This window comes from Pseudarthrobacter sp. B4EP4b (genome assembly GCF_006680095.1).
In the GTDB taxonomy this organism is placed as follows: Bacteria; Actinomycetota; Actinomycetes; order Actinomycetales; family Micrococcaceae; genus Arthrobacter.
In genome coordinates this window covers 29,119-55,278 of sequence record NZ_VHIJ01000040.1, presented here as the reverse complement: position 1 = coordinate 55,278, position 26,160 = coordinate 29,119, and the positions used below count along the sequence as shown (strand labels likewise).

The window sequence follows — 26,160 nt, the reverse complement described above, 5'->3', positions numbered from 1 at the left end:
TCACAAGATTACTGGGCGGCGCCGCGTGGTCCGGCGCCAGGCAGGCGGGAGCGCCGTTTGACCAGCCCGGCCAGGAGCCCAGGCCCGTCGGTGATGACCATTTCGCGGAACAACCGGGCTGCCAGCGGTTCCATGTCCCGGTTGCGCTGCCGCCAGCTCAGGCCCACGTCGCGGAAGGCCAGGGCGGAGTCGAGGGGCACTTCAACCCAGCCCAGGTTGCCTGTCTCTGCGCTCATGTCCCTTCCGGGGGCATCCCCGCCCGGCGGCAGGATGCTGACGCCGAGCCCGGCGGAAACGAGGCCCCGGACGGTGTGGGTGTCCTGGCTTTCAAAGGCCATGCGCGGCCTGAACCCGGCTTCCCGGAACAAGGCATCAGTCAGCGAGCGCATCCCGTAGCCGGGTCCGAGCGCCACGAACGGGTCCGAACGGATGTCGGTGACGGAGGCAATGGAGCGCCCGGCGAGCGCGTGGGTGTGATGGACCACCAGGCGCAGGGGCTCGCGGTACAGCAGGGCTGACAACAGGTTGCGGCCTTCGGCGGCCACGGGGGCAGTCAGTGCCAGGTCCGACTCACCGGCGGCGAGCTCGGCCAGGCAGGTATCCCGCGCTCCCTGGGTCAGCGTGAAGACGGCGCCCGGGTGGCGGCTGCGGAAGGTGCTGATGAGGAGTGGAAGGGTGGACTCGCCGAAGGTGTGCTGGAAGGACAGTGAGATCCTGCCGCGGACAACGTCAGATTCGCTGCGGACCAGGTCCAGGCCGGCCTGGAACTCCACCAGCGCCCGCTCGATATACGGCAACAGGGAGCGGGCTGCGGGTGTGAGGCGGACTCCCCTGCCGTCTTTGACCAGCAGCTCTGTTCCGACGACGGCGCTGGCCCGCGACAGTGCCCTGCTCACTGTCGACTGCGGTACTCCGAGGAGTTCGGCCGTTTCCGTGATGTGCTGCGTCCGGCCCAGCTCCGCCAGCAGGGGCAGGAGTGGAAGAAGCTGCACCAACTGCTTATGGTCGGGCTCCAAGGGGCCTCCTGGCTCTCTGCCCTCGCAGGGCTTATCGTTCCGGAATTGCTATGAGTCTTGCATAAAAGATGCATTGGAAGGGTCCGGCCGGCCAGGGCTACGCTTGCCGGATGCAGCGCAGTGTCTCCCATCCCGGCTCCCAGGCTCCCGATCCGGGCTGGAACGGGCATGCGAAGGGTTCACGGGCGTATGGGCGGATCATCCTCGGCCTCGCCTTCGCCGGGGTGGCAACGTTCGCCCAGCTGTATTCCACCCAGGCTGTCCTGCCGATCCTGGCCTCGGACCTGAAAGTCACCGCCGCCGAAGCAGCACTGACCATTTCGCTTGCGACCGTCGGGCTGGCGGTCACGGTGATCCCCTGGTCCTTCCTGGCGGACCGGATCGGCAGGGTCAAGGCGATGGCCTGGGGTATCACGGTGGCCACCGTCCTGGGCCTGCTGGTTCCCCTGGCCACCAGCTTTCCCCTCCTCCTGGGCGTGCGGCTCCTCGAAGGCATGGCCTTGGGCGGCATCCCGGCTATCGCCATTGCCTACCTCAACGAAGAGGTGACCAAGGCGCACGCGGCACTCGCCGCGGGAAGCTACGTTGCCGGCACCACGCTCGGAGGTCTCGCCGGGCGGCTGGTGGCCGGCCCTACCGGTGAGCTGTGGGGGTGGCGCGCTGCGGCCCTGGCTGTGTCCGTCCTCGCAACGCTCGCGGCGGTCGCTTTCCTGGTGCTTGTTCCGCGGGCCCGGGGGTTTACCGCCGCCCAGGCCGCAGGATTCCGCGGCGCTGCCCGCACCCTCGGCCTGCACGTGCGAAACGTGCGCCTGCTCGCGCTTTACATCCAGGCCTTCCTGATGATGGGCGGGTTTGTGGCGGTGTACAACTACCTCGGGTTCCGGCTGACCGGCGCACCCTTCGGGCTGCCCGCCACCGTGGTCAGCCTCATGTTCCTGGCCTATCTCTCCGGGACCTTCACGTCGCGCTGGGCAGCAGGCCTGACCCAGCGGTTCGGACGCCGCACAGTTCTGCTCACCGGGCTTGGCCTTTCGACGGCGGGCCTCGCCTTGACCCTGGCCCCGGCACTGGTGCTGATCCTCGCCGGGCTGGTGGTATTCACCGGCGGCTTTTTCGCGGCCCACAGCATCGGTGCCGGCTGGACAGGCGCCATTGCCAGCACCGGCCGCGCGCAGGCGGCATCGCTTTACAACCTTGCGTACTACCTCGGGTCCAGCATCATCGGCTGGGCTGGAGGCCTGCTCTTCCAGTCCTACGGCTGGAACGCCCTGGCAGCCGCCGTAATGGTCCTTGCCTGCCTCACCGCGGTGACTGTCGCCGTCGTCCATCCCCGGGAAGCAGTACCCCGCAAAGGCGCCGCCGCCTGAACGCCGCCGCCGGGCGTCTAGGATAAACGCAGGAACACTGTGAGGAGCCGCCGTGAGCACGAATGCCAGGAATGTCAGGCCGGGAGTGCACCTGGAGCCCCTGGATGCCATTGACGAGCGCCTGCTGGCGGCCCTGGTGGCGGACGCAAGGATCTCCAACAAACAGCTCGCCGAACTGGTGGGCATAGCGCCTTCTACTGCACTGATGCGGACCCGGGCCCTTTCGGAGCGGGGCATCGTGCAGGGCTATGAGGCGAAGCTCAACCTCTCCTCCATCGGCCGATCGGTGCAGGCGCTGGTTGCCGTCCGGCTCCGGGCACATGACCGCGACCAGATCGACCGCTTCACGGCCCGTGTCCCGCAACTGCCGGCTGTGCTGTCCACGTTCCACACGTCAGGTTCGGTGGATTACCTGCTCCACATCGCTGTAGCCACTACCGAGGATCTGCGGGACTGGGTGCTGGACAACCTGGCCACCGACCCCGTGGTGGGACACACGGAAACCACGCTGGTGTTCGAACATATCCAGGGCAACCACGGGCCGCTGCCGGAATAGCCTTGTCAGGGCCGGCCCGAACCGCACTACCTTCGCGCCGTCTCGTTCCGCACAGCCTGGCGCAGCGTAAGGGCTGCCATGATGAAGGCCGCCGAACCGCACAGCGCCACAAAGCCCGCAACGGACTGCTCCAGGCCGAAGGCGCCCGAGGCCCAGCCGAGCCCCAGCACCGGTACGGCGCTGCCCAGGTAGGTGATGACGTACAGCGAGCTGACGGTCTGGGCCTGCCGGGCCGGCTCCACACGGCCGGCCACATCGTTGAAGACGGTGCGGAAAGCGAGTCCTTGTCCCACGCCGGCCGCAAGGCTTGCCGCCACCAGCAGTGCTGCATTGTTCCAGGCCCCTGCCCCGCCGAGCAGCAGGACGGAAGCGCCCAGGACCGCCAGCCCGCCGGGCACCACAAAGCGGCCGCGAACGCTGACCAGCTGCGTCATCGCCGATGCTGCCAGCGTCAGGCAGGCCAGGACACCGATCACCGGGCGGCTGTCCACCGCCAGGATCCGGGCGAAGTAGCCCGGAGCCAGCGAGAGGCAGAACCCAAAGACAGCGAAGCTGAGGAAGCCGACGCCGGAGGCAAGCCAGAATGCCCCCCGCGCCTCCCGCGTGACGGACGGACGCCGCGGTGCCAGCAACTGCAGCGGTTTTGGTCCTGCGGGAGGTGCGATGGCGGGGCGGGCCCGAAGCAGGTAGAGCGGGACCAGGAGCACGGCGAGGACTGCGGAATGGATGTAGTAGGGGGTCGAGGTGGCCCCGGGAAGCAGCGACAGCAGTCCGCCGATGACCGGGCCCGCGGCCACTCCCCCGGCTGATGCCAGCAGGGTGAAGCGGGACGCCCATTCCGGCCGGCTGGGAAGCAGCTCACGCAGGGCCGCGGCGCTGGCGCCGGTGGCCAGGGCCACCGCTGTGCCCTGGAGCGCCCGTGCAGCGCACAGCGCAGCGAGGGTGTGTGCTTCGGCGAACTGCCAGCCGCCGGCAAGGCCGGCAAGAACAGCCAGGATGAGGGCGGCCCTGCGGCCGATGTGGTCCGACCAGTGGCCGGCCAGCATAAGCACGGCCACCAGCGCCAGGACGTAGGTTGTGAATGCTGCCGAAACATCGAGCGGGGAAAGCCCCAACTGCACCTGGAGCAGCGGATACAGCGGCGTGGCCAGGTTGGCGCCCACCAGGAGCGTAAAAATGACGGCGCCGGCCAGCACCAGGCGCGCCGTAGTGGACGCATCCCAGCCTGCGGTGCTGGCCGGTGCCGGACGCATCCGGAGCTCACTGAAGACCGTCATGGTGCCGCCTTTGCTGCTGCCGCGGCAGGTGGTCCTTGTGGGAGCCCGGCGCGGATGGATAGTGGTAGCTCCAGAGTGGGGCAGGATTGCTCTATTAGGCGGCCGCTGCTGCAAGAATTGAGCACGATCATCAAAATAACTGCGCTGGCATGACGGAGAGTGATCATTTGAACAACCTGGACTCCACCGACCTGAAGATCCTCCTGGAGCTCATCCGGGATCCCAGGATCCAGATCGCGGAACTCAGCGATTCCCTCGGTGTTGCCCGGAACACGGCCCAGTCGCGCGTCCGGCGCCTGCTCCGGGCAGGGGTGCTCCGGTCCGGTGGCCGGGAAGTGGACCTCGATGCGGTGGGGTACGACGTGGTTGCCTTTGTGACCATCGAAGTGTCCCACCGGGAGCTGGACGGGGTAGTGGGTGCCCTGCGGATGATTCCGCAAGTCCTTGAAGTGCACGAAATTTCGGGACGGGGCGATGTGTGGTGCCGTGTGGTGGCCACTGATACCCATAACCTTCAGGCTGCCCTGCGGCAGGTGCTCAGGATCAAAGGCGTCATCCGGACCGAAACTGTCCTGGCGCTGCACACCCATATCCCCTACCGGACCGAACCGTTGATCAGCGGCCTGGCCAAAGCGTCGGCTGCCGGCCAACACGCCCAGGCCAAGTCACCCCGGACAGGCGGTGAAGGGGCGGACGGCTAGGATTTTGGGAATGACGATCATTGACAACGCCGTGTACGTCAACGGCGTCCGCCACGCTGAGCCTGAGAACCTGGAACAGACCTTCGAGACGCTGGCGGAGCATGGCGGAATGGCCTGGATCGGACTGTACCGGCCCACAGCAGAAGAAATGGCGGCGGTGGCTGCGGAGTTCGGGTTGCACTCGCTTGCTGTTGAGGATGCCATCTCGGCGCACCAGCGTCCAAAGCTTGAGCGGTACGAGGACAACCTGTTCACGGTACTTCGGCCCGCCCGGTATCTGGACGCCACCGAAACGGTGGAGTTCGGCGAGTTGCATGTCTTCACGGGGAAGAACTTCGTCGTCACCGTCCGGCACGCGGAGACCGGGGGTGTGGCGCGGGTGCGGCAGCGGCTGGAAGGCCGGCCGGACCTGCTGAGGCATGGCCCCGAGGCCGTACTGTATGCCCTGCTGGACCGGGTGGTGGATGACTACGGCCCGGTGGTGGCCGGCCTTGAGAACGACATTGACGAAATCGAGGACCAGCTTTTCAGCGGGGACACTGCGGTGTCGCGGCGCATCTATGAACTCGCGCGGGAGGTTATCCAGTTCCAGCGCGCCATCCACCCGCTGCCGGACATGATGCACCAGCTCAAACGCGGCTTCGAAAAATACGATGTGGAGAGCGACCTGCGGCACAGCCTGCGCGACGTGGAAGACCATGTGGAGCGGGTCATCTCCCGGGCGGACTCCTTCCGGGACCTGCTGCAGAACGCCCTGACCCTGGACGGCACGCTCACGGCCAACCGGCAGAACGAGGCAAGCGCCGAACAGAATGAACAGGTGAAGAAGATTTCGTCCTGGGCCGCCATCTTCTTCGCACCGTCATTTGTGGCCGGCGTCTACGGCATGAACTTCGACCACATGCCCGAACTGCACTGGACCCTGGGCTATCCGATGGCCATCGTTTTGATGGCGGCAACAGCAACCGTCATGTACGCCATCTTCAAGAAGAAAGGCTGGCTTTAGGGACCGCCGTTGAGCAGCCGGAAGGGGCGTAGTTTGCTGCCGGCTGACGGGTTCAGACTGGCATCCTTCCGGCTGCGTCCAGTCACGCCACCACCACCCACTCATCGGTGAAGTCGGAGAAAGGCGGTCCGTCCGGGCAGTCAACAGATGTCGCAATCACCGAGTCCGACTCCAGCTCGAACCTGACGCAGGGCGGCGACGGACATGGCCAGGATCAGCCCTGCCACGCCCACGATGCCGCCACGACGCACTTTTCCCCCAAAAGATCAGATGCATAAAGCCTACCGGCGTTCCACTGCAACTACCGGTCCAGGTGTTGCTGGAACCCGCAGGGATCCCGGGGACGGACCTTTATGGCCTGAACCTGAAGGATCCGATCACTGCGTCCGCGCCGGCTTCCCCAAGATAGTCGGTGAGGCTGTGCTGCTCGCTCACAGCGGTCACCTCCACCGCGATGTTTCCTCCCTTCCAGTCGAGCAGGAAGAGGCGCATTTCGATCGGGGCACCGACCACGTGATGCAGGTATGAAACACCGCCGCCGATGATCACCGGGACCGCATGGATTACTCCACCGATAGGGCATGCGCTTCTCCACTCGTCACTCACCCGGAAGTCGAGTGCGATCCCGGACAAGCCGCCCACCGACGCCGGAGCCTCCCGCAGGATTTCGAGGCCCGGTACCGTGTGGTACCACTCGGCAAGTTCCTTGGAGCTGGTGCCGATCCCTGGCTCTGGATATTCCCTGCAAAGCTCGGGTGCCCGGACATTCTGGTAGACACCTATATAGCTGCCACCCCATACGCCACCCTGGAGATCGCCGAGCCGGTTCAGCAGCATGTTTCCTGGCAGGTCCTCTCCGTTGGCCCAGCCTTCCGGGACGGTGTAAGTCAATGGCGGTTCAAAGGACGTGGTGGAGTAGGTATCCGGATCGAGGGGGCCCAGGCAGTCACCTCTGTCCCTTTCCGGACAGGTCAGCGATGTCGGTTCAGGTTGGCTGGACGTTGCCGTAGAGGATGGCACCGCGTCAGGATCCTCATAGGTGCAACCGGAGAGGACTCCTGCCAAAATGCTCACCACGAGTAATGCCACAGGTCGCCGACGCCGAAGGCGGCACGGCCGGTGCGAAGCGGCTTGTCGCAGCCCCCGGGCAGTGAAATTCCTGACGAACATGGTGGCCTCGTGTCATCGAATTAAAGAAAGAGCCGCATTGGAGCATCAAGATACGCCCGGTGCAGGCCTGAAGGAAGGTCGCCAGCCGGGAAAGCCCATCATTTATCCACGGAAGCCAAGGCAGGCCACAAGCCGGAGCCGCGGGGCCCCTCGCGACAGCCGCGGCGCCTGGAGCATACTGAGGCATGAGCGATCGCAGTGATTTCCTGGACTGGGTGAAGACCTCCCTGTACGAGGCGGAGCTGGCTATTCACAACGGCGACGCCCGCCCACGGCGGGCCCTCTGGTCACGCAAAGAACCGGTGAGTGTCCTGGGCGCCTGGCGCAACGCCACAGGCCAGCAGGAACTGGACGAATTGTTCTCAAGCCTTGCCAAGCAGTTCTCGAACTGCACTTCCTACCGTTTTGAGCTGGTCTCATACGACGTCGCGGGCGACATGGCGTACACGGCGGGCCTGGAACACACCTCCGCTTCCGTGGACGGCGAGCCGCGCAGCTATGTCCTGCGGGCTACCCAGGTTTACCGCCGGGAAGACGATGGCTGGAAGGTCGCCCATCGTCACGGAGACACCGTGACCGACTGAGGGCGCAGGCCAACAGAGATTGGCCTTGGGAGATTTTGTGGAGCTAAGGGGATTCGAACCCCTGACCTCTTCGATGCGAACGAAGCGCTCTACCAACTGAGCTATAACCCCCGGGACGAGCCGCCCTGCAGCTGCTGTGCGGCACCGGTGACCCTAGGCTACAAATTTTCCGCCGCCAATGCCAACTGGCATGCAAAAGGCGGCCGGAATGCCCGGCCGCCTTTTCAAAGAGTCAGGCGCGGCGGCGCTGCAGGACGTCGTCGAGATTGCTGAGGGCGCTCTGCGCCTTGGTGAGCTGCTGGGCCTCGGCGGCCGGTGCAGCGGGGACGCCGGCGGCGCCCTGCTTGAGGGACGGCTTGCCTGTGGCCTTGGGCGCCTCGGGCAGTTCAAGGGGTTCCGGAGCGGGGCGTTCGGCCTTGGCCGCCTCGACATAAACCGGCTTGGGCACCTCCACCGGATCCCAGGTGGTGCTTGGTGCCGCCTGCACGGCACTCGTGTCACCCGCTGCCACTGCGACAGCCAGTGCTGCCTCGCGAAGTTCCATGGCAGTCAGCGGCTTGATCGCAGGCCGGTGGGCCTCGGCGTCAAAAAGGGGGCTTTCACTGCGTACCGGCGCGGCTTCGGGCTTCGGCGGGAGCTGGGCGGCCGCGGGCCTCACGGCCGGTGCCGCCATGGCTGAGCGAAAGGCAGCGTTGACCTTGGCTTTCCGGTCACGGACCGCGAGCCTGCGGAGCAGGACCACGGACGCCACGGCCATGGCCGCGCAGGTCAAGGGAAGCACAGGACTTCCCAGCCCGAATGCCAGCAGGACGGCGGAAACGAAGGCGGTCAGCAGGGAAAGCAGCCCTGCCAGGGCAATTGCCGTGCGGCCGTACCGGATCTTGAAATGGCCCGTTGTTGCCGTGCTGCCTGCTGCCGTAGCGGATCCGGTGCTCTTCCTGGTGTCCATGGCTTTCTCCTGCTGGGCGGCAACCTTCAAAACCAGGCCCGCTCGCGGGTCCGGCACGTCCTCGGCAGAAGTGTCTGCCAGGAAGTCGCCGGCGGGCTGGAACTGGTGCCGGCGGTTCCGGAGGACGTAGGGGGCAACCCATACAATCCAGAGCACAACGGCAACCACAAGGATCACGGAGCTGCTAAGGGGGAAGTCCACACTCAAAACCGTATGAGCAATACGGGGGCTGCAGCCGCATTGCCCACGGTGTGTCGTGGCGCGGCTGGCAAATCATTGGAATTATGAAGCCCGGGAACCCAGCCAGCGGTTCAGCAGCCCTTCCGGGACCTCTTCTGAAGTCAGGGCAAACGAGCGGTGGTCGGCCCATTCCCCGTTGATGTGCAGGTAGCGGGGCCGGTATCCCTCATCCCGGAATCCGAGCTTCTCCACCACCCGGAGGCTGGGCCCGTTCTCCGGGCGGATGTTGATCTCCATCCGGTGCAGGCCCAGGTTCCTGAAGCAGTGGTCTGTCACCAGCGCCACGGCGGTGGGCGCTATCCCGTGTCCCGCCCGGGCCCGGTCCACCCAGTAACCGAGGGTGGCCATCATGGCTGAACCCCAGACGATCGACGAGACGGTCAACTGGCCCACGATCACGGGATTCCGGGCTGCCGGGATGCGTTCGGTAATCACGAAGGGAAGCGCGGTGGCCTGGGCGGCCTGGGCGTTGAGCGAACGGACCATCTGCCGGTAGTCCGGCAGCCCTCCGGCCGGATCCGGGTTCGAGGCCTCCCACGGCGCCAGCCATTCGCTGTTGCGGGCACGGACTTCTGTCCACTCTTTTTTGTCCCGGTACCTGATGGGCCGCAGGACCAGGTCGCCGCACTCCAGGGTGACGGGCCAGATGGGGCCGGCGCGCATTGTGCTACTTGGAGAGACCGGCGGTGAAGCCCGGCAGCCATTCCCGCAGGCCGGGGCCAAGGTCGTCGCTGTCAATGGCCAGCTGGACACAGGCCTTCAGGTAGCTCAGTTTGTCACCGGTGTCGTAGCGGCGTCCCCTGAAGATCACACCGTAGACACCCTGCCCGTCGCCCTCTCCGGACGCGAGTTCCTGCAGGGCATCGGTGAGCTGGATTTCGCCGCCGCGGCCAGGACCGGTACGTTCCAGCACATCAAAGACGGCAGGGTGGAGCACGTAGCGGCCAATGATGGCCAGGTTGGACGGAGCTTCCCCGGCGGCAGGCTTTTCCACCAGCCTGTTGATGCGGACATAGCCCTCGCCGTCGATCTCCTCGATGTCCGCGCAGCCGTAGGCGCTGATCTGTGAGGGTTCCACCTCAATGAGGGCCACGACGGAGCCGCCCGTTTTGGCCTGGACGTCGATCATGGTGCTGAGCAGTTCGTCGCGGGCATCAATGAGGTCATCGCCCAGGAGGACTGCGAAGGCTTCATTGCCCACGTGCTGCTTGGCGCGGAGGACAGCATGGCCCAGTCCGTGGGGGTCGCCCTGGCGGACATAGTGGATATCGCCGAGATTGCTCGCGGCCTGTACGGAGGCCAGTTTTTCGGCGTCGCCTTTGCCCTCGAGCGTGGATTCCAGCGATGGAACGCGATCAAAGTGGTCTTCCAGGGCACGCTTGTTCCGTCCGGTGATCATCAGGACATCGTTGAGTCCCACGTGAACGGCTTCTTCAACTACATACTGGATGGCCGGCTTGTCCACGACGGGAAGCATTTCCTTGGGCATGGCCTTGGTGGCAGGCAGGAACCTTGTGCCGAGTCCGGCTGCGGGTATAACGGCTTTGCGAACTCTGGGGTTACTGGTACTCACCCGACTAATCTAACGTCAGCGTCAAGCAATCAATAATTATTGAAGGGCCGCCGGTTGTGCGGCCGCGGCGAAATCCGCCGCAGCGGCGAGTGATGGAGGAATGCACGTGTTGGAGGACGCCAAGGCTGTCAAGAACAGAATCCGCACGGCACACCGCCAAAGGCGGGCTACGCTGACCCCGCAGCAGATTGAGGCGGCAGGCGCTGCCCTGGCACGCCACGGCGCCGCCTGGGCCGACTCATTGACCGGTGGTGCCCGGGCAACGGTCTGCGTCTACTTCGGCGTGGGCGTGGAGCCCCCAACGCTTCCGCTGATCACCGCGCTTTACAACAACGGTCACAGCGTCCTGCTCCCGGTTTGCGAGCCGGGACGGGAACTGGCCTGGGTCTTCTGGGACCCTGCCGCGGGCTTGGAGCAGAGCCGGTTCGCCCCGATCCTTGAGCCCAAGGGTGAGCGGCACGGGCCGGACGTGGCGGGAACGGCTGCCGCGCTCTTTATCCCGGCGACGGCCGTGGACGCAGCGGGCAACAGGATCGGCCAAGGCGGCGGCTACTACGACAAGTTCCTGGGCCATCTGGCCACCGCCGGGAAGAATATTCCCCTGGCGGCCGTTGTGTACGACGAGGAACTGCTTCCCGCGGGGCAGATTCCGGAGGAGGAGTTCGACCGTCCGGTCCCGGCCATTCTGTCGCCATCAGGAATCCGGGTTCTTCACGGCCACGGCTGAATCCAACTCCCCTGGTTCTGCGGGGATGATAGAATTAGCACTCAGGCCCTGCGACTGCTAACGGACGGACCATCCGGCCGGGCAGCACGGGACCTCTCGTTTTGCCCAAGAGGAGGAGCACCAGTGCCAACGTATGCGTACGCCTGCAAGGATTGCGGCCATGCCTTCGACATCGTCCAGTCGTTTTCGGACAGCACTCTGACCTCGTGCCCCGAGTGCCAGGGGACGCTGCGCAAAAAGTTCAACAGCGTAGGTGTCGTTTTCAAGGGATCCGGTTTCTACCGCACCGACTCCCGCGACGCCAAGGGCAGCACGGTCTCTGCCGCCGCTCCGGCCTCTTCAGCGCCGGCTCCGGCTGCGGCACCTGCAGCGTCCGCTCCGGCTGCCGCGGCCAGCTAAGGCCAGCTGAACAGCACCGTTCGACGCCGGCCGGCCGGTTTGTCCACATAGGGCGCCTTGCGCCTGTCGCGGGCAGTCCGGCCGGCTTTAGCGTTGGCGCATGCCTGCAAACCTTTTTCGTTCCGGCGGGGCCGCTTCCCGCTATCAGCGTGGCACCGGCAGTTCCCGCGGCTCCGACCGGCGGCCCGCTGCTCTGCGTCTCGGCGGCTGGCTGAGCCGGAACCGCCGGCTGGCCATCGCCCTGCTGTTGTGCGCAGCTGCCGCGATCAGCGTCCATCAACTCACCCCCGCACCCGTTCACACCGTCACAGGACTTGCCGCCGCGAGGGACCTCCCCGCCGGCGCGGCACTGGCGCCGGCCGACCTGGCGCAGGTGCAAGTCCCGCCGGACATGATGGCTGCGGGTTTCCTGGACCAGGACAATGAACTGGCCGGCAAACAGCTGGCAGCTCCGCTCCGCAAAGGCCAGCTGCTGACAGACGCCCAGCTGCTCGGTCCCGGGCTGCTCGCCGGAACACCCCCGGGTTCAGCCGCCGTGCCCCTTCGAATGGCGGACCCGTCCTCCATCCAGCTCGTCTCGCCCGGGCAGCTGGTCAACGTGGTGCTGACAGCTGCCGACGGCTTCGACCAGCAGGCGCCGTCAGAAGTTCTGGCAACGGCTGTTCCCGTCCTTTGGACGTCCGGCAAGGGTGGCCAGAGCGGGCAGTGGCTGGGCACGTCCGAAACGGACGGCCTGATTGTTGTGGCAGCAAGTGCCGAGCAGGCGGCGCGGCTGGCCGGCGCCTCAACTCAGGGCAAACTCTTCTTTGTCCTGGTGGGACCGTAACGAAAGCTGCACCGGCCCAGGGAGTTCCAACCAGTGCCGCGAAAGGCAGCGGGAGCGCGACGTAAAGCGGTGCTGCGAAGGAAAGCGGGCCGCCGCGGACGCCCGGCTCTCAGCCCCAGTGCGGGGGCTTCTGTTCCTTCAGCCAGGCATCGTGGTCCTCGTCCGCGTCGCCCCAGCGCCTGGGGTCATCTTCGGCAGCCTTCGTGGGCAGGACGCCGCCGCCGGTCTGGTCTTTGCCCTTCCCCCGGCTCCGTACCTGGCCCTGATCCTGGCTTTGGTCCTGGTCCTGGCCTTGATCCTGGTTTTGGTCCTGGCCCTGGACGTCGCCGTCCCCCCGCGCAGCACCGGCCGCGAGGGATGGCTCCTGGGAAGGGTGATTGTTCTTGTCTTCGGTGGCCACGTGGACCGCCTCCTTGCTGTCCGGATGCTGTACCTGCAAGCGGCCCTGGTCCCTGCCGGGCACGTTCTGTTCCGCGCCGGCACTGCGCCGGGACCGCTGCTCCCCGGCCTGGATGCCGTTGAGCGCCTGGTCCACGTCGTCGTCGAGGAACCCAACTGACGTATCTCCCCTGCCCGGCAGGACCACCCGCTCAAGGCCCAGGTAGCCGGCGATGCGGTCTGCACAGGTGGACGGATCGGTGAACACCTCGATGGTCCACAGCGGCATGTAGCGCCACCCCAGCCGCTCCAGCAGCTGCGGCCGCAGCCGGCTCCGTTCCCGCACGCTCATGGTCCGGTATTGTTCGGTGCCGTCGGATTCGATCGCCACCGGCCATGGCAGGTCCGCGTCCTCCTGGCCCATGGTGCCCAACGGATCGGCCGCCGCCACCACGTCGATGGCACCGTCGTACTGGTGCCAGACGCGTGCTCCGCGTGCCCGCAGCCTGTCTCCGAGGTCAGCCACCAAAGGATCTGCCCCCAGGGCCTGTTCGCTGGCGGCCGCGCGCGACGCGGGAGTTCCGAGGTCCGTGTTGCCTGAAATTTCGCGGTCCAGCAACGAGTACAGATCCACCGCACCGTGCGTCAGCCGGGTGTGGTCCAGGTCCTCGGGCCGGAAGCAGGTGAGCACGTGCAGGGACCGGCGGGCACGGGTCATCGCCAGCGCGAACTTCTCCCGGCCCCCCTCGGCCGAGAGCGGACCGAAGTTGTGCAGCGCACGCCCGTGCGGGGTGCGGCCGAAGCCGGGAGAGAAGATGACGTGGTCGCGCACCAGGCCCTGGGCGCGTTCCAGGTCCACCACGCGGAAGGACTCAGGACCGGCGCCGAAGAAACTTGCCAGGCCGGGGTGGTTGGGCAGCTGCAGCCGGATGGACTCGCCGATCCTCGCGGCATGGCGGAGGCTGGCGGTGACCACTGCCAGTGACGTGCGGGGACGGGTGCGTGCGTGTTCGAAAACCAGCTGCACCACGCGGTTAACCTCAGCCACCACAGACTCCACGCCCTCATGGTCGGCACTGGGCAGTCCCGTTCCATCCGGCAGGTACTCCACCAGCAGGGCCCGGTCCAGGCCCGTCGCGGACTGGCCTTCGGGCAGCCGGCGGAGGCCGCCGTCGTAAAAGTTCTTGCTGAGTTGAAGGACCAGGTCCTCATCCACCGCGCGGTACACAAAGTTGAGCCGCCACACAGGAAGCACTGCGGACAATGCCTTGAAAGCACTCTCCACCCTCTGGTGGGCCGTCTCCCCCGCCGCCAGCCGTTCCACACCCACGGTGAAGGTCCGCGGGCTGGCTATCATGGCGTCGCCGAAGGCTATGACCTGGCGGGCGCGGGCGATGGACGGAAGGACGGCCTGGAGCGAGGTCGCCTCGGAATCGAGGATCACCACAGCGTCGAAGTGCTGTTCGGCGGGCAGGAGGCCTGTCATCAGGTAGGGGCTAACGGACCAGACCGGTACCAGGGTGCCGATGAGGTCCGGGGCCTGCGCAGTCAGTGCCGGCAGGGACACCCTGCCGTCCTTGAGCAGGCTCTTGAGGAGATCGGCCTGGCGGGGGTGGGCGGCAATAGCGGCCCGCCACCGCTCGGCCAGGTCCCAGCGAAGCCGTGCCGCGCCGCTGGCGATGTGGGCGTTGTCCGCCAGCCGGTATTCGGCCTCAAGCTGCCGCAGGGCGTCACCGTCGGACATCGCCAGGTAGTCGTCGCCGCTGATCATGGCCTCAAGCGCCGACTGCCACCAGGCCAGTTCAAGTTCTGCCGCCACCGAATGGGCCGGCACCTCGCGCTCGGCAAGGTCAGCCAGGAGCTCCCCGAGCCCGTGCTCGCGCATGTTCTCTACCAGGAGGGTGCGTTCGGGCAGGGTCTTGAGCGTATCGGTGTCCGCCACCAGCCGCTTGAGCCGCTCCATGAGCTCCGCGTACCGGACGGCGGACAGGTCGCCCCCGGCACTGGTGTGCCGGAGTGCTTCGCCCAACTGGGCCAGCTCGCGGTCCAGGGCACGGTACATGGTACTGATTTCCGCGAGCCCGGAAGGAACCGCGGGGTGGCGCTGGGTGGTGGCGTAGCCTGCCCACAGCGCGCGCTGTTCCTGCACCAGGACAAGCGAACTGTGCAGGTCGGCAATGTGCACGCCCGGCCGGACGTATTCCTTGGCGACCCTGCGCAGGCGCGAACGCTGCATGGCGGTCATTTCGATGCCCCGCTCGCGGCGCCAGGCTGACGGCGCGGTGGCGGAGATCAGGTCCGTGACGGGCCGGTCGAAAATGTCCGGGGTGAACTTGTCCAGGCTTCCGCGCACAGCCATCAGGAGCTCGAGCTGCTCTCCCCATTCGGCAAAGGACTCGCCCAGCCGGATCTCGGCGTGCTCGGCCACTGCGTTCATCCGCTCACGCAGCGCGGGAAGGCTTTTTTCAACGGACCGGACCAGGTCCTGTGCTTCCTCTGTCTCCTTGCGGGTGAGCAGCCGCGCACCGTGCCAGGGGCTGGTAGTGGACGCCTTGCTGAAGCTTCCCAGCTCCGCCGCCCGGCGGAGCCGCTCCGCCAGCTCGTTGCGGTCCCGGATGCTGTCCAGGACGCTTCGTTTCAACCGGACCGTGGTGGCCGGTGACGGGTGGATCGAGGTGAGTTCAGCCAGTGACTGCATGGCCTGGTACGGCGAGCAGCCCCACCGCTGGCGCACGTTGTGCAGCGACGCCACATGGTCCATCAAGGCATGGCGGTGCTCGGTCAGGGTGCTGTGCAGGTTCCCCAGCTGGGGTTCGAGGGATTTCTCGTTCCGGACAATGGCCCGGACCAGCTGTCCCTTCAGCTGCTGCGGAGTAATGTTCCCGGACAGCTGGAACAGGATGGATCCAAGGCCCAGGGCCTCCAGCTGACCGGACACTTCGTTCAGGCTGGCCCGCCGGTCGCCCACCACCAGCACGGTCTTCCCGGCATCCACGAGGGCACCGATGGTGTTGATGGCGGTTTGGGTCTGGCCGGTTCCGGGAGGGCTGCTGACCACCAGGGAATCGCCTGCACGGGCAGCGTCGATGACGTACTGCTGGTCGACGTCGGCGTCGAGCAGGAGCATCTCGTCCCGCGGGTGCCTGCTGTCCAGCGGCGGGAACCGTGATGGATCCGGCTCCTCGATGTCCACTACTTCGCCGCCGGCGGCAGTGGCGAGGGCGGAGACGAGGGGGTTGGAGTCGTTGATCCACGGGTCGTCCAGGTTTCCGGAAAGGTCCGCGAACGTGGACACCAGCAAATTGTGCTGGGCTTCCGCGCCATGGATGGGCCTGATCAGCGTTGCCAGGCGGTCCAGGACGGGCTGCGGATCGAACCGGGCAGTGCTGTAGGCGAGCCGGGTGACGGCGTTGACGTCAAAGACGATGCCGTGGACGTTCTTCAGATGCCGCACCAGGGCGGGATTGATGTGGGCCTGCTCGGTGAGCTGCAGTTCGTAGTCGTCCTCGCCCGGACGGACGGTGAGCGAAATCGCCGTGAGCATCACCGGCGCGGAAATGCGCTGCGGCTTGCCACCCACGGCGGACGTCCACACCACCGTGCCCGCCGAGAGGTATCCGGCGTCGATACCGCGGTCGTTGGCGAGCTCAAAGATCTTGGACCGGATGTTCCGGGAGGCGCGGGCTGCCACCACGTACTGCTGGCGGTCCCGGATGAGGGTGGAGAGCCGGGTCCGGCGCCCTGCCATGAGCTGGGCCAAGCCGGACGGGTGGGCGTGGGTCAGGTCGATGGACCCTTCCGGCGTCTTGGTGAAGCGCAGCATGGTGTCCGCCCCGGTGACGGGTTTAAGCCCGGACAGCCATTTACGCAGCTCCTCCGAGCCCTCCGGGTGGCCTTGACCAACTGACACTACTGCCTTCTTTTCTGCGCTTGCGCGTGACGCCCTGGACCATACCGGCATAGATTCGAGAGTAGCCGCTCCGGCGCCGGACTGAGCGACCGCAACACTGGGGCGGGCTAAATTGGGCGAGGATTTCGGGGAAGAAACAGCAGTGGCCGGCCTCTTCACCAGAGGCCGGCCACTCATGCTGCTACTCCCACTCGATGGTTCCCGGCGGCTTGCTGGTGACATCGAGCACCACGCGGTTGACGCCTTCCACCTCATTGGTGATGCGGTTGGAGATCCTTGCGAGGAGTTCGTACGGCAGCCGTGACCAGTCCGCCGTCATGGCGTCCTCGGAGGAGACCGGACGGAGCACGATGGGGTGTCCGTAGGTACGTCCATCGCCCATAACGCCGACGCTGCGGACGTCGGCCAGGAGGACAACCGGCATCTGCCAGACTTCGTTGTCCAGTCCGGCTGCGGTGAGCTCGGCACGGGCGATCGCATCGGCCTTGCGCAGCAGGTCCAGCCGCTCTTTGTTGACTTCGCCAACGATGCGGATACCGAGTCCGGGACCCGGGAAGGGCTGGCGGCCAACGATTTCCTGGGGCAGGCCCAACTGGGCACCGACTGCGCGGACCTCGTCCTTGAAGAGGGCCCGCAACGGTTCCACGAGCTCGAACTGCAGGTCCTCAGGGAGCCCGCCCACGTTGTGGTGGCTCTTGATGTTCGCTGCACCTTCGCCGCCGCCGGATTCGACGACGTCCGGGTACAGGGTGCCCTGGACCAGGAATTTGATCTTCTCGCCGTGCGCGGCCGCCTCGGCGATGATGGCCAGTTCCGCTTCCTCAAAGGCGCGGATGAACTCCCGGCCGATGATCTTGCGTTTGGTTTCCGGATCGCTGACACCGGCCAGTGCGGACAGGAAGCGTTCCTGCTCGTTGGCAACGTAGAGCTTCACGCCGGTGGCAGCAACAAAGTCGCGTTCCACCTGCTCGGCTTCGCCTTCGCGCAACAGGCCGTGGTCCACGAACACACAGGTGAGCTGGTCGCCAACGGCGCGCTGGACGAGGGCAGCGGCAACCGCGGAGTCCACGCCGCCGGAGAGGCCGCAGATGACCCGCGCATCGCCGATCTGCTTGCGGATCCGCTCCACCTGCTCCTCAAGGATGTTGCCCGTGGTCCAGTTGGGTTCGATCCTGGCGCCCTTGAAGAGGAAGTTTTCCAGGACCTGCTGGCCGTAGGCGGAGTGCTTGACCTCGGGGTGCCACTGGACACCGAAGAGGCCCTTTTCCTCGTTGGCGAAGGCAGCCACTTCGGCTCCCGCCGTCGTCGCCAGTACTTCAAAGCCGTCCGGCGCCTCGTGGACGGAGTCGCCGTGGCTCATCCAGGTCTTCTGGTGCTGCGGCATGCCCTCCAGGACAGAGCGTCCCTCGCCCAGGATGGTTGTCTCTGTGGAGCCGTACTCCCGCAGCCCGGTCCTGTCCACCTTGCCGCCCAGGGCGTTGGCCATGGCCTGGAAGCCGTAGCAGATGCCAAAGACGGGAACCCCGGCTTCGAAAAGGTCTGCTCCGACGCTCGGGGCGCCATCAGCGTAGACGCTGGACGGGCCGCCGGAAAGGATGATGGCGGCAGGGTTCTTGGCCAGGAGCTGCTCGGTTGTGTAGGTATGCGGAACCACTTCCGAATACACATTTGCTTCCCGGACGCGGCGGGCAATCAGCTGCGCGTACTGGGCACCGTAGTCAACAACCAGCACCGGCTTCTGGGAAGTCTGGGATGCAGTGGGAGTAGTCACCGTAATAGCCTACTTTGCGCCGTTGCACCGGCGCACCTTGGGACGCCCTGCTGTGACGGAGCGAACGTCCCCTGCGTCGACAGCCGCAGCCGGCGGCCGCGGCTGCAGGACATCAGTACCGCTGGGGTGCCTGCGGGTGTGCCGCGAGTTCGGCCTCCACCTCGGCATGGAACTTCTTCTCCACGATGAAGGACAGGAACGGGATAACGCCGCCCAGTGCCAGCAGGACCAGCTTCAGGAACGGCCACCGCATCAGCGACCACAGCCGGAAGTTGGAGATCAGGTACACCACGTACATCCAGCCATGCACGATCAGGACAGTCACGGACAGGTTGAGGCCGCCCAGCACGCCCTGGGGTTCCGCGTCCGCGAACCCGAAGCCGAACGGCTGCCCCGTAACGGCGTTCGTGCCGCCGGCGAACAGGTACTGCCCGAACCCGTACCTCGCAATGAGCTCGGCGCACAGCAGCAGGAGCATGGTGCCCGTCAGGTAGGCCAGCACTTTGTAGAACTTCAGCGCGGACCGGATCTGCGCCTCGGTGCCGCCGAAGCGCCGCTTCTTGCCCGATGGCTTGCCGCTGGTGTTGGTGCTTGGGGCCGAGGCGGGGTTGGCCGGTTTCGGATCAATCATGGCTGTACCTTTTGCTGGTTCTGGTCAGGTTGCTGGTGCTGGTTTTGCCCGGCAGGCGGATGGTTGTCCGCGGCTTCGTCGAGGGCTTCTTCGAGGTCCCGGTGGTAGTCGTCCTTGACCAGCCGCCACCAGATGAAGAGTGCGAAGCCGGCGAACACAACCCACTCGAGGGAGTAGAAAAGGTTGAGCCAGTTGATCTTCTGGGCGGGCGGCTGGGGCCCGATCTCAAGGGGAAGGAGGTCTTCCCGCACGGCTGCGGCGCTGACATCGGCACCGTTGGCCACCTCGGCGGTGGCGGCCACGAAGCCGGGATAGCTGCTGACTTCCCAGTAGTTGATCAGTTCAGCCACGGACACCGCGGTGGCCTGCCCGGGTGCGGCCGCCGTGCCGGCCAGGGGCGCCTCGGACGGCAGGAGCCGTCCTGTGAGTTCAACAGTGCCCGACGGCGGGTCGCCGGCATCAGCGGGATCGGCCACCCATCCCCGGGCCACCGGGATCCACGTCTGGGGTGAGGCGGCCACGCCGCTCAGGGTGGGGGCGCCGGAGACGGCGAAGGCGGAGACCACCCAGTATCCGGTCTTGCCGTCGTGCAGCCGGCCCGGCACCAAGACCTGTTTGGCGGGATCGTAGGTGCCCTGCGCACTGACCATCTGGTCGGCGTCGGTCCCGTGGAAAAAGTCGCCGGGCTCCAGCGTCTGGGTGAGGGGCTGCACTTGCTCGGTGGCCGGGTTGACCGGCGCTTCCGGTTGGGTGGAGCGTCCGAACTGCCATTGGCTGAGCAGCACGAAGACCCCGGATATCACGATCGCAAAGACAAAGCCTGCGATCCATCGGGGCTTGAGGGCAGTTTTCCACACGTCTTAACCGTACTTCGTCCCGCTGTAGAACAACTAAACGCCTGGTGGCCTGGCCGGGGCGTCAGTGATCGAAAAACACCAGGCTGGAATTGATGAGCTCCGAAATAACTTCGGGGTCATAGGCACGCCGGAGCGATTCGCGGAAGGACTCCTTGGACAGCGAACGGGCCAGGGTGGCCAGGACTTCGAGGTGGTCCGAGAAGGAACTGGCTGGGGTGGCGATCAGCAGGATCACCGTGGCCGGGCCGTCCGCGGCGCCGAAGTCCAGGGCATGGCCGTACTTGGCAATACCGACGGCGATCGAGGTGCGCGAGACGTATTCGCTGCGGGCATGCGGCAGGCCGATGCCGCCGGGAAGACCGGTGGCCAGCTGGTGCTCCCGTGCGTTCACGTGTTCAAGGAATCCGGGCAGGTCCGACACGCGGCCGGCGGCGAAGAGCCGTTCCGCAAGCTGGGTGGCGGCGTCCGCCTTGTCTTTTGCCTCAAGCTCCAGGATGACCATGTCGGGGGTGGTGAGATCGGCATCGTACCGGTCAAGTGGTTCCGCCAAGGCGTATCCCTTCAGTGAGGAGCTGGTGCCGCGGGCCCTTCAGCGCAAGGGCACGATATCTTCCACGCCCAGCCGGGCGGCGTCTGCGGATTCGTCGTCCGGCTGTTGCTGGCTCAGGCGTTCCGCCTCCACCCGTGCGATGTAGTGCCTGATTTCGTTTTCGCGTTGGGCTTCGCTCCAGCCAAGGACGTCACCCATCAGTTTAGCGACTACGGGAACGGCTGACACACCGCGGTCCCACGCTTCGATCGAAATCCGGGTCCGCCGTGTGAGGACGTCGTGGACGTGGCGGGCGCCTTCATGCGTGGCTGCGTAGACCGCCTCAGCCTGCAGGTAGTCATCCGCGCCGGGGATCGGTTCGGCGAGGGCAGGGTTTTCCTTGATGATGGCCAGCACCTCGGGGGTCATGGAACCGTAGCGGTTGAGCAGGTGCTCTATCCGCGCCACATGCACGCCGGACTCCTCAGCAGTGCGGTTCCGCCGGTTCCAGGCCGCTTTGAAGCCGCTCGCGCCCAGCAGCGGGATGGTTTCCGTGCAGCTTGGCGGGACCCGTTCGTCCATGGTCCGGGTTGCCTCGTCAACTGCGTCCTTGGCCATCACCCGGTACGTGGTCCACTTGCCGCCGGCCACCACCACCAGGCCGGGAACAGGGTGTGCCACAACATGCTCGCGGGACAGCTTCGCGGTGGAGTCGTTTTCCCCGGCCAGCAGCGGGCGCAGGCCGGCGTAGACCCCTTCCACGTCTTCGCGGGTCAGCGGGCGTTTGAGGACCTTGTTGACGTGCTCCAGGATGTAGTCGATGTCCTTGCTGGACGCAGCGGGGTGGGCTTTGTCCAGGTGCCAGTCCGTGTCCGTGGTGCCGATGATCCAGTGCCGGCCCCAGGGGATGACGAACAGCACGGACTTCTCGGTGCGCAGGATCAGGCCCACGGTGGACTGGAACCGGTCGCGGGGAACCACCAGGTGGATTCCCTTGGAGGCGCGGACCTTCAGCTGGCCGCGTTCGGTGACCATGGCCTGGGTTTCGTCGGTCCAGACGCCGGTGGCGTTGATGACCTGCTTGGCCCGGATGTTGAACTGCGTCCCGTCCTCATGGTTGACCACCTTGGCGCCCACCACCCGTTCGCCTTCGCGCAGGAAGTCCACCACTGCCATCTGGTTTACGGCGTGGGCGCCGTAGTAGGCGGCCGTCCGCACCAGGTTGGCGACGTATTTGGCGTCATCCACCTGGCCGTCGTAGTACCGGATGGATCCCACAAAAGCGTCGTCCTTCAGGCTTGGCGCCGCGCGCAGCGTTCCCCGTTTGGTGAGGTGCTTGTGGAACGGCACTCCCCTGCTGTGGCCGCTGGAGACGGACATGGCGTCGTACAGGGCAATGCCGGCGCCAACGTAGGGCCGTTCGAGGAAGGGTTTGGTCAGCGGATACAGGAAGGGTACGGGCCGGGCCAAGTGTGGCGCGAGCTCGGAGAGCAGCAGTCCGCGCTCCTGCAGCGCCTCCTTGACGAGCGCGAAGTCAAGCATTTCCAGGTAGCGCAGTCCACCGTGGATGAGCTTGGAGGACCGGGAGGAGGTTCCGGCCGCCCAGTCGCTCGCCTCAACGATGCCCACGTCCAGCCCCCGGGTGACGGCATCCAGGGCAGCTCCGGTGCCCACGATGCCGCCGCCAACAATGAGGATGTCCAGCTCCCGGCCGGGGTCCGCCGTCGCCCTCAGCCGCCCGATGGCAGCTTCCCTGGCCGCAGGTCCCAGGGCTCCGCCGTTGTCAGGAAAACTCTTCATTGAACGCCTCCAGTGCCGCTAGTCCCGGTCGTGGAACCACACTACTTTGTCGCGGCACGCTTGGGCAGGGCAGGCATGGATTGGCCTGCCCCCTGCGTCAGTTCCCGGAATAGGGGGAAACGACGACGTCGACGCGCTGGAATTCCTTCAGGTCCGAATAGCCGGTGGTGGCCATGGAGCGGCGGAGGGCACCGATGAGGTTCGCGGTTCCGTTGGTGTGGTGGCCGGGTCCGAAGAGGACCTCTTCAAGGGGGCCGACCGTTCCGACGTTGACGCGGTCGCCTCGGGGCAGTTCCAGGTGGTGTGCCTCCTGGCCCCAGTGCCAGCCCTTGCCGGGTGCTTCTTCGGCACGGGCCAGCGCGCTGCCGAGCATCACGGCGTCGGCTCCCATGGCGATCGCCTTGACGATGTCGCCGGAGGTGCCCATGCCGCCGTCGGCGATCACGTGGACGTAGCGGCCGCCGGACTCGTCCATGTAGTCGCGGCGGGCCGCTGCGACGTCGGAAATGGCCGATGCCATGGGCGAGTGGATGCCCAGGGCACGGCGGGTGGTGGTAGTGGCGCCGCCGCCGAAGCCCACCAGGACGCCGGCTGCGCCGGTGCGCATGAGGTGCAGGGCGGGGGTGTACCCGGCCGCGCCGCCCACGATGACGGGGACGTCCAGTTCATAGATGAACTGTTTGAGGTTCAGCGGCTCGTGGTCCTTGGACACGTGCTCGGCGGACACTGTGGTTCCGCGGATCACAAAGATGTCGACGCCGGCAGCCAGGACGGTCTTGTAGTGCTCCTGGGTGCGCTGCGGGGTGAGGGAGCCTGCCACGGTCACGCCGGCGGCCCGCATTTCAGCCAGGCGGGATGTGATCAGGTCGGGCTGGATGGGTGCCTTGTACAGCTCCTGCATCCGGCCGGTCACGGCGGGGCTGTTGACCTCGTCTTCGAGTGCACCGATCTCGTCGAGGACGGGCTGAGGGTCCTCGTACCGGGTCCAGAGCCCTTCAAGGTCCAGCACACCCAGGCCGCCGAGCTTGCCCAGGGCAATGGCTGTTGCCGGGGACATGGCCGAGTCCATCGGGGCCGCGATGACGGGCATATCGAACTGGTAGGCGTCGATCTGCCACGAGACGGAGACGTCCTTGGGGTCGCGGGTACGACGGTTAGGGACAATTGCAATGTCATCCAGGGAGTAGGCACGACGCCCACGCTTGCCACGGCCGATCTCGATCTCGTAAGTCACTGCTCTAGGTTATCCCAGCCGCAGTGCTGTCCTTAGCTACAGTGGGCCGTATGGGCAGCCGCTGGATCTTCGACGGCCATATTGCCGGGATTGGCACCGGATCGGGCCTGCGGGCAGTGGTGGGAATCTGGGACTCCTCCCCGTTTGGTCCGTTCGCCGACGTCATGGTGCAGGAGCCCTCCGGGCACAGGCTGCTGCTCGCGCCCACGCAGGACGTGGCTGACTTCATCTCAAGCACCTACAGTTTTGACGAAGTCCGGGTGGTTGGTGTTTCAGCCCGGCTGGAGCACCTGGCTTTGACAGTTGACGCCGGCCCGCTGGCCATCAGCGCACGCTTCGGCGGGCGGACGCTCCTGGGCCGCACATTGCGGGCAGTCCCGCGCCCCCTCGCCGTCCATCCCCGGTGGCTGCGGGCTGTGAGCCCGGTAGCGGGTTTGCTCAGCGGGGGCTCCCGGACTGCCGGTACTGCGGGTAGCGGCAGGCGGGAGTTTTACGGGGTGAGCGACCTCCATGCCGTTGCGTCCCGCCGTCGTCCACTGGAAGGGCGCCGACGCCGGCCCGCTGGCGCCCATTGCACCGGCCGTGACTTTTGGCTTCAGCAGCGTCCCGCCCCGTCCCAGCTTGGCCCAGGTCCGCACCACCATTGTGGAGACTTAAGTTCCGGTGGCTTCCTCGACGGGGATTTGGGATTCGAACATCCTGAAGTAGCGGCCCCGAAGGGAGACCAGTTCCTTGTGCGTGCCCTGCTCCACGATCCTGCCGTCCTCCAGCATGTACACGATGTCTGCTTTTTCGATGGTGGCCAGGCGGTGACTGATGGCGATGATGGTGCTGCTCCGGTCCGCGAAAAGGCGGGTGAAAATGCGGTGCTCGGCCAGGGCGTCGATGGCGGACGTCGGCTCGTCCATCACCATGAATGAGGCGTCCCGGTAGAAGTTCCGGGCCATCGCCAGGCGCTGCCACTGGCCGCCGGAAAGGCCGCTGCCCTTACGTCCGCGCGGGTCCTCCATCCAGTTGCTGACGTGGTTGTCCAGCCCGTTCGGCAGCTTGTTGATGAAGTCCAGTGCCTCGGCGTCCGCGGCGGACCTGCGGATGCGGACCTCGTCCCGGGGCGAGTCGACGTCGCCGAAGTAGATGTTTTCCGCTGCCGTGGCGAACTCGTATTTCAGGAACTCCTGGCTCAGCACGGCCAGGTGGCGGTGCCAGGAGGTGACGTCGACGGCGGCCAAGTCCACGCCGTCGAGCATTACCTGCCCGGAGTCGGGCCGGTAGAGGCCAGCGAGGATGCGGATCAGGGTGGACTTCCCGGCGCCGTTCTCCCCCACGATGGCGATGTGCTGGCCTTCCCGGATGGTCATGCTGATGCCGCGGATCACCTCTATGTCGCTGCCGGTGTAGGTGAACCGGATGTCCTTGAGCTCAACGGTTTTCGGGGATTCCAGCAGCGGAGGGGCGTGCTCCGAATGCACCGGCAAGGCCATAAACAGTTCGTAGTCCTTGAGGTTGGCCAGGTCCTCGTCGATCGAGCTGAGGGAAGAGACCAGGTTGTTGGCCGTGGACAGCGCCCGGCTGACGATCTGCTGCACGTACAGGAACTGGCCCACCGGCTGTGCGCGGGTGATGATCTGCCCCACCACCCAGATCAACGAGACCACTTCTGCGCCGTACTGGAGGGCGTCGGCGGCAAGCTGCTTGGGGATGTAGCGGCGCTGGAAATCAAGACGGCGGCGCTCGTCGGCGTCGCGCAGGCGGGAACGGAGATCCATTAGGAAGCCCACGATGCCGTACAGCCGCATCTCGGCGATGTGCTGCGGCCGGAGCAGGTTCTGTTCGATCATCCGGCGCTGCCGCCGGGAGTCCACCTGCGTGTTCCAGTGCGCAATCTGCTCCCGGGACAGCTTGAACTGCAGGTAGACGCTGGGCACGATGGCCACCAGGACGATCACCGCGATCCACCAGCTGACCAGCAGCAGGGCGCCCACGGCGAGGACCACGGAAACGAGCTGGGTGAAGATGGCGGCAATCCGGTCCAGCACGCGGGCGTAGGAGTCGGAAAAGCGCTTGGCGCGGTCGTACAGGTCAACGGTTTCTTTGTCGTCGTAGCGCCAGAACTCGAGCGCGAGGAACCGCTCGTACATCTGGTCGCCCACGATGGCGCCCACCTTGAAGCTCATCAGCTGCTGGATGTAGCGGTCCACGCTGTTGAAGGCGCCCCAGAAGAGGCCGAGCGCGGCGGTGATGATGACGTAGACAATTGCCAGTTGGCCCGCCCCGGCGTCACCGGAGTAAGCCGCTGCCAGGGCCGTGGTGGTGAGCGCGGCGAAGTACGTGGTCACCAGGGGCAGCACGGCCGAGATCAGCGAGCCGAGCACCTTCATGATGACGGCGCCCGGGGAGGCGCGGAAACTGACCCGCAACACCTGGGCTACGGCCCGGGCGTAAGGGCGAAGGGCCAGGCGCCGCGAGGGTTCCCGCTTGGGGGTCAGTTCCGCCGGATGGCGTGATGGGGGCATGAGATCAGCCTAGTGGCGGCAGATCCCGGCGGTTGAGCGTGCCGAAACGGGTTTCGACACGCTCAACCACCGGGTCCCGGGAGGCGCCGGTTGGGCCCACGGCGCCAGGGTTCCCTGGCCGCAGCGAAGCAAGGTCAGGGACGCGC

23 protein-coding genes and 1 tRNA gene are annotated in these 26,160 nt (G+C 66.2%); 9 read left to right on the top strand and 15 right to left on the bottom strand.

The features are described 5' to 3' along the window. Positions 1–8: 8 nt before the first annotated feature. A complete protein-coding gene (locus FNL14_RS15245; RefSeq protein WP_142061464.1) occupies positions 9–1,016 on the bottom strand; it encodes a LysR substrate-binding domain-containing protein in 1,008 nt (335 codons plus the stop codon). A 110-nt stretch (positions 1,017–1,126) separates the two neighbouring features. Here FNL14_RS15245 and FNL14_RS15240 point away from each other — a divergent pair, with 110 nt between their 5' ends. Then, entirely contained in the window at positions 1,127–2,383 is a 1,257-nt protein-coding gene (locus FNL14_RS15240; RefSeq protein ID WP_255470867.1) for an MFS transporter, read from the top strand. 52 nt (positions 2,384–2,435) lie between these two features. Then, positions 2,436–2,939 carry an Lrp/AsnC family transcriptional regulator gene (locus tag FNL14_RS15235; RefSeq protein WP_091415270.1) on the top strand — a complete coding sequence of 168 codons (504 nt, stop codon included), beginning with the start codon at positions 2,436–2,438 and terminating at the stop codon, positions 2,937–2,939. A gap of 26 nt (positions 2,940–2,965) precedes the next feature. Here the strand turns inward: FNL14_RS15235 and FNL14_RS15230 are convergent, their stop codons facing one another. Continuing rightward, the gene (locus FNL14_RS15230) at positions 2,966–4,216 is read right to left on the bottom strand and encodes an MFS transporter (RefSeq protein WP_142061458.1); all 1,251 of its coding nucleotides are present in this window, start codon (positions 4,214–4,216) and stop codon (positions 2,966–2,968) included. Positions 4,217–4,365: 149 nt separating this feature from the next. Between FNL14_RS15230 and FNL14_RS15225 the strand changes: the two genes are divergently transcribed. Together FNL14_RS15225 and corA are read left to right on the top strand one after the other, a co-directional pair. Beyond that, on the top strand, positions 4,366–4,917 hold the full coding sequence (locus FNL14_RS15225) for an Lrp/AsnC family transcriptional regulator (RefSeq protein WP_091415263.1): 552 nt from the start codon (positions 4,366–4,368) through the stop codon (positions 4,915–4,917). Between the two features lie 10 nt (positions 4,918–4,927). Beyond that, positions 4,928–5,923: a magnesium/cobalt transporter CorA gene (gene corA / locus FNL14_RS15220; RefSeq protein WP_142061455.1), complete on the top strand. Its 996-nt coding sequence runs from the start codon at positions 4,928–4,930 to the stop codon at positions 5,921–5,923. A gap of 351 nt (positions 5,924–6,274) precedes the next feature. Here the strand turns inward: corA and FNL14_RS15215 are convergent, their stop codons facing one another. Next, positions 6,275–6,814 carry a hypothetical protein gene (locus tag FNL14_RS15215; protein WP_142061452.1) on the bottom strand — a complete coding sequence of 180 codons (540 nt, stop codon included), beginning with the start codon at positions 6,812–6,814 and terminating at the stop codon, positions 6,275–6,277. Positions 6,815–7,278: 464 nt separating this feature from the next. Here FNL14_RS15215 and FNL14_RS15210 point away from each other — a divergent pair, with 464 nt between their 5' ends. Next, on the top strand, positions 7,279–7,677 hold the full coding sequence (locus FNL14_RS15210) for a nuclear transport factor 2 family protein (protein ID WP_142061450.1): 399 nt from the start codon (positions 7,279–7,281) through the stop codon (positions 7,675–7,677). A gap of 38 nt (positions 7,678–7,715) precedes the next feature. Here the strand turns inward: FNL14_RS15210 and FNL14_RS15205 are convergent. The 4 genes from FNL14_RS15205 to galU form a co-directional block, all read right to left on the bottom strand. Beyond that, positions 7,716–7,788: transfer RNA gene (locus FNL14_RS15205), tRNA-Ala, on the bottom strand. 121 nt (positions 7,789–7,909) lie between these two features. Continuing rightward, positions 7,910–8,827: a hypothetical protein gene (locus FNL14_RS15200; protein ID WP_255470866.1), complete on the bottom strand. Its 918-nt coding sequence runs from the start codon at positions 8,825–8,827 to the stop codon at positions 7,910–7,912. A gap of 81 nt (positions 8,828–8,908) precedes the next feature. Further along, positions 8,909–9,529 (bottom strand): GNAT family N-acetyltransferase, encoded by a 621-nt coding sequence (locus tag FNL14_RS15195; protein ID WP_142061447.1) that lies wholly within the window; start codon positions 9,527–9,529, stop codon positions 8,909–8,911. Between the two features lie 4 nt (positions 9,530–9,533). After that, a complete protein-coding gene (gene galU, locus FNL14_RS15190; RefSeq protein ID WP_142061444.1) occupies positions 9,534–10,439 on the bottom strand; it encodes a UTP--glucose-1-phosphate uridylyltransferase GalU in 906 nt (301 codons plus the stop codon). A gap of 100 nt (positions 10,440–10,539) precedes the next feature. On the opposite strand from galU, the gene FNL14_RS15185 reads away from it, so the two are divergent. The 3 genes from FNL14_RS15185 to cpaB all read left to right on the top strand — a co-directional run bounded on the left by FNL14_RS15185 (position 10,540) and on the right by cpaB (position 12,391). Next, on the top strand, positions 10,540–11,166 hold the full coding sequence (locus FNL14_RS15185) for a 5-formyltetrahydrofolate cyclo-ligase (RefSeq protein ID WP_142061441.1): 627 nt from the start codon (positions 10,540–10,542) through the stop codon (positions 11,164–11,166). Between the two features lie 123 nt (positions 11,167–11,289). Further along, entirely contained in the window at positions 11,290–11,565 is a 276-nt protein-coding gene (locus FNL14_RS15180; RefSeq protein ID WP_091415247.1) for an FmdB family zinc ribbon protein, read from the top strand. 100 nt (positions 11,566–11,665) lie between these two features. After that, entirely contained in the window at positions 11,666–12,391 is a 726-nt protein-coding gene (cpaB, locus tag FNL14_RS15175) for a Flp pilus assembly protein CpaB (protein WP_142061438.1), read from the top strand. A gap of 109 nt (positions 12,392–12,500) precedes the next feature. Here the strand turns inward: cpaB and FNL14_RS15170 are convergent, their stop codons facing one another. The 7 genes from FNL14_RS15170 to FNL14_RS15140 all read right to left on the bottom strand — a co-directional run bounded on the left by FNL14_RS15170 (position 12,501) and on the right by FNL14_RS15140 (position 23,501). Continuing rightward, on the bottom strand, positions 12,501–16,730 hold the full coding sequence (locus tag FNL14_RS15170) for a DUF4011 domain-containing protein (RefSeq protein ID WP_142061435.1): 4,230 nt from the start codon (positions 16,728–16,730) through the stop codon (positions 12,501–12,503). A 130-nt stretch (positions 16,731–16,860) separates the two neighbouring features. Next, positions 16,861–18,450 carry a glutamine-hydrolyzing GMP synthase gene (gene guaA, locus FNL14_RS15165; protein ID WP_142061432.1) on the bottom strand — a complete coding sequence of 530 codons (1,590 nt, stop codon included), beginning with the start codon at positions 18,448–18,450 and terminating at the stop codon, positions 16,861–16,863. A 112-nt stretch (positions 18,451–18,562) separates the two neighbouring features. Next, on the bottom strand, positions 18,563–19,081 hold the full coding sequence (locus FNL14_RS15160; protein WP_142061429.1) for a DUF3817 domain-containing protein: 519 nt from the start codon (positions 19,079–19,081) through the stop codon (positions 18,563–18,565). Then, entirely contained in the window at positions 19,078–19,938 is an 861-nt protein-coding gene (locus tag FNL14_RS15155; RefSeq protein WP_142061426.1) for an SURF1 family protein, read from the bottom strand. The genes FNL14_RS15160 and FNL14_RS15155 overlap by 4 nt, the downstream gene beginning before the upstream one ends. A gap of 61 nt (positions 19,939–19,999) precedes the next feature. After that, positions 20,000–20,488: a PTS sugar transporter subunit IIA gene (locus FNL14_RS15150; protein WP_091415232.1), complete on the bottom strand. Its 489-nt coding sequence runs from the start codon at positions 20,486–20,488 to the stop codon at positions 20,000–20,002. Between the two features lie 39 nt (positions 20,489–20,527). Beyond that, the gene (locus FNL14_RS15145; protein ID WP_091415229.1) at positions 20,528–22,267 is read right to left on the bottom strand and encodes a glycerol-3-phosphate dehydrogenase/oxidase; all 1,740 of its coding nucleotides are present in this window, start codon (positions 22,265–22,267) and stop codon (positions 20,528–20,530) included. Positions 22,268–22,364: 97 nt separating this feature from the next. Next, a complete protein-coding gene (locus tag FNL14_RS15140; RefSeq protein WP_142061423.1) occupies positions 22,365–23,501 on the bottom strand; it encodes a GuaB3 family IMP dehydrogenase-related protein in 1,137 nt (378 codons plus the stop codon). A 510-nt stretch (positions 23,502–24,011) separates the two neighbouring features. Between FNL14_RS15140 and FNL14_RS23855 the strand changes: the two genes are divergently transcribed. Continuing rightward, positions 24,012–24,158: a hypothetical protein gene (locus tag FNL14_RS23855; RefSeq protein ID WP_370455868.1), complete on the top strand. Its 147-nt coding sequence runs from the start codon at positions 24,012–24,014 to the stop codon at positions 24,156–24,158. Here FNL14_RS23855 and FNL14_RS15130 read toward each other — a convergent pair. After that, a complete protein-coding gene (locus FNL14_RS15130; protein WP_142061419.1) occupies positions 24,155–26,014 on the bottom strand; it encodes an ABC transporter ATP-binding protein in 1,860 nt (619 codons plus the stop codon). The two genes, FNL14_RS23855 and FNL14_RS15130, sit on opposite strands and share 4 nt — an antisense overlap. Between the last annotated feature and the right edge of the window lie 146 nt (positions 26,015–26,160).

Bases quoted from the DNA above. Each gene is read 5' to 3' on its own strand.
- FNL14_RS15240 (WP_255470867.1), top strand. From the start codon at position 1,127: ATGCAGCGCAGTGTCTCCCATCCCGGCTCCCAGGCTCCCGATCCGGGC.
- FNL14_RS23855 (WP_370455868.1), top strand. From the start codon at position 24,012: ATGCCGTTGCGTCCCGCCGTCGTCCACTGGAAGGGCGCCGACGCCGGC.
- FNL14_RS15230 (WP_142061458.1), bottom strand. From the start codon at position 4,216: ATGACGGTCTTCAGTGAGCTCCGGATGCGTCCGGCACCGGCCAGCACC.
- FNL14_RS15225 (WP_091415263.1), top strand. From the start codon at position 4,366: ATGACGGAGAGTGATCATTTGAACAACCTGGACTCCACCGACCTGAAG.
- corA (WP_142061455.1), top strand. From the start codon at position 4,928: ATGACGATCATTGACAACGCCGTGTACGTCAACGGCGTCCGCCACGCT.
- FNL14_RS15160 (WP_142061429.1), bottom strand. From the start codon at position 19,081: ATGATTGATCCGAAACCGGCCAACCCCGCCTCGGCCCCAAGCACCAAC.
- FNL14_RS15210 (WP_142061450.1), top strand. From the start codon at position 7,279: ATGAGCGATCGCAGTGATTTCCTGGACTGGGTGAAGACCTCCCTGTAC.
- FNL14_RS15130 (WP_142061419.1), bottom strand. From the start codon at position 26,014: ATGCCCCCATCACGCCATCCGGCGGAACTGACCCCCAAGCGGGAACCC.
- FNL14_RS15145 (WP_091415229.1), bottom strand. From the start codon at position 22,267: ATGAAGAGTTTTCCTGACAACGGCGGAGCCCTGGGACCTGCGGCCAGG.
- FNL14_RS15195 (WP_142061447.1), bottom strand. From the start codon at position 9,529: ATGCGCGCCGGCCCCATCTGGCCCGTCACCCTGGAGTGCGGCGACCTG.
- FNL14_RS15185 (WP_142061441.1), top strand. From the start codon at position 10,540: ATGCACGTGTTGGAGGACGCCAAGGCTGTCAAGAACAGAATCCGCACG.
- cpaB (WP_142061438.1), top strand. From the start codon at position 11,666: ATGCCTGCAAACCTTTTTCGTTCCGGCGGGGCCGCTTCCCGCTATCAG.
- FNL14_RS15170 (WP_142061435.1), bottom strand. From the start codon at position 16,730: ATGCCGGTATGGTCCAGGGCGTCACGCGCAAGCGCAGAAAAGAAGGCA.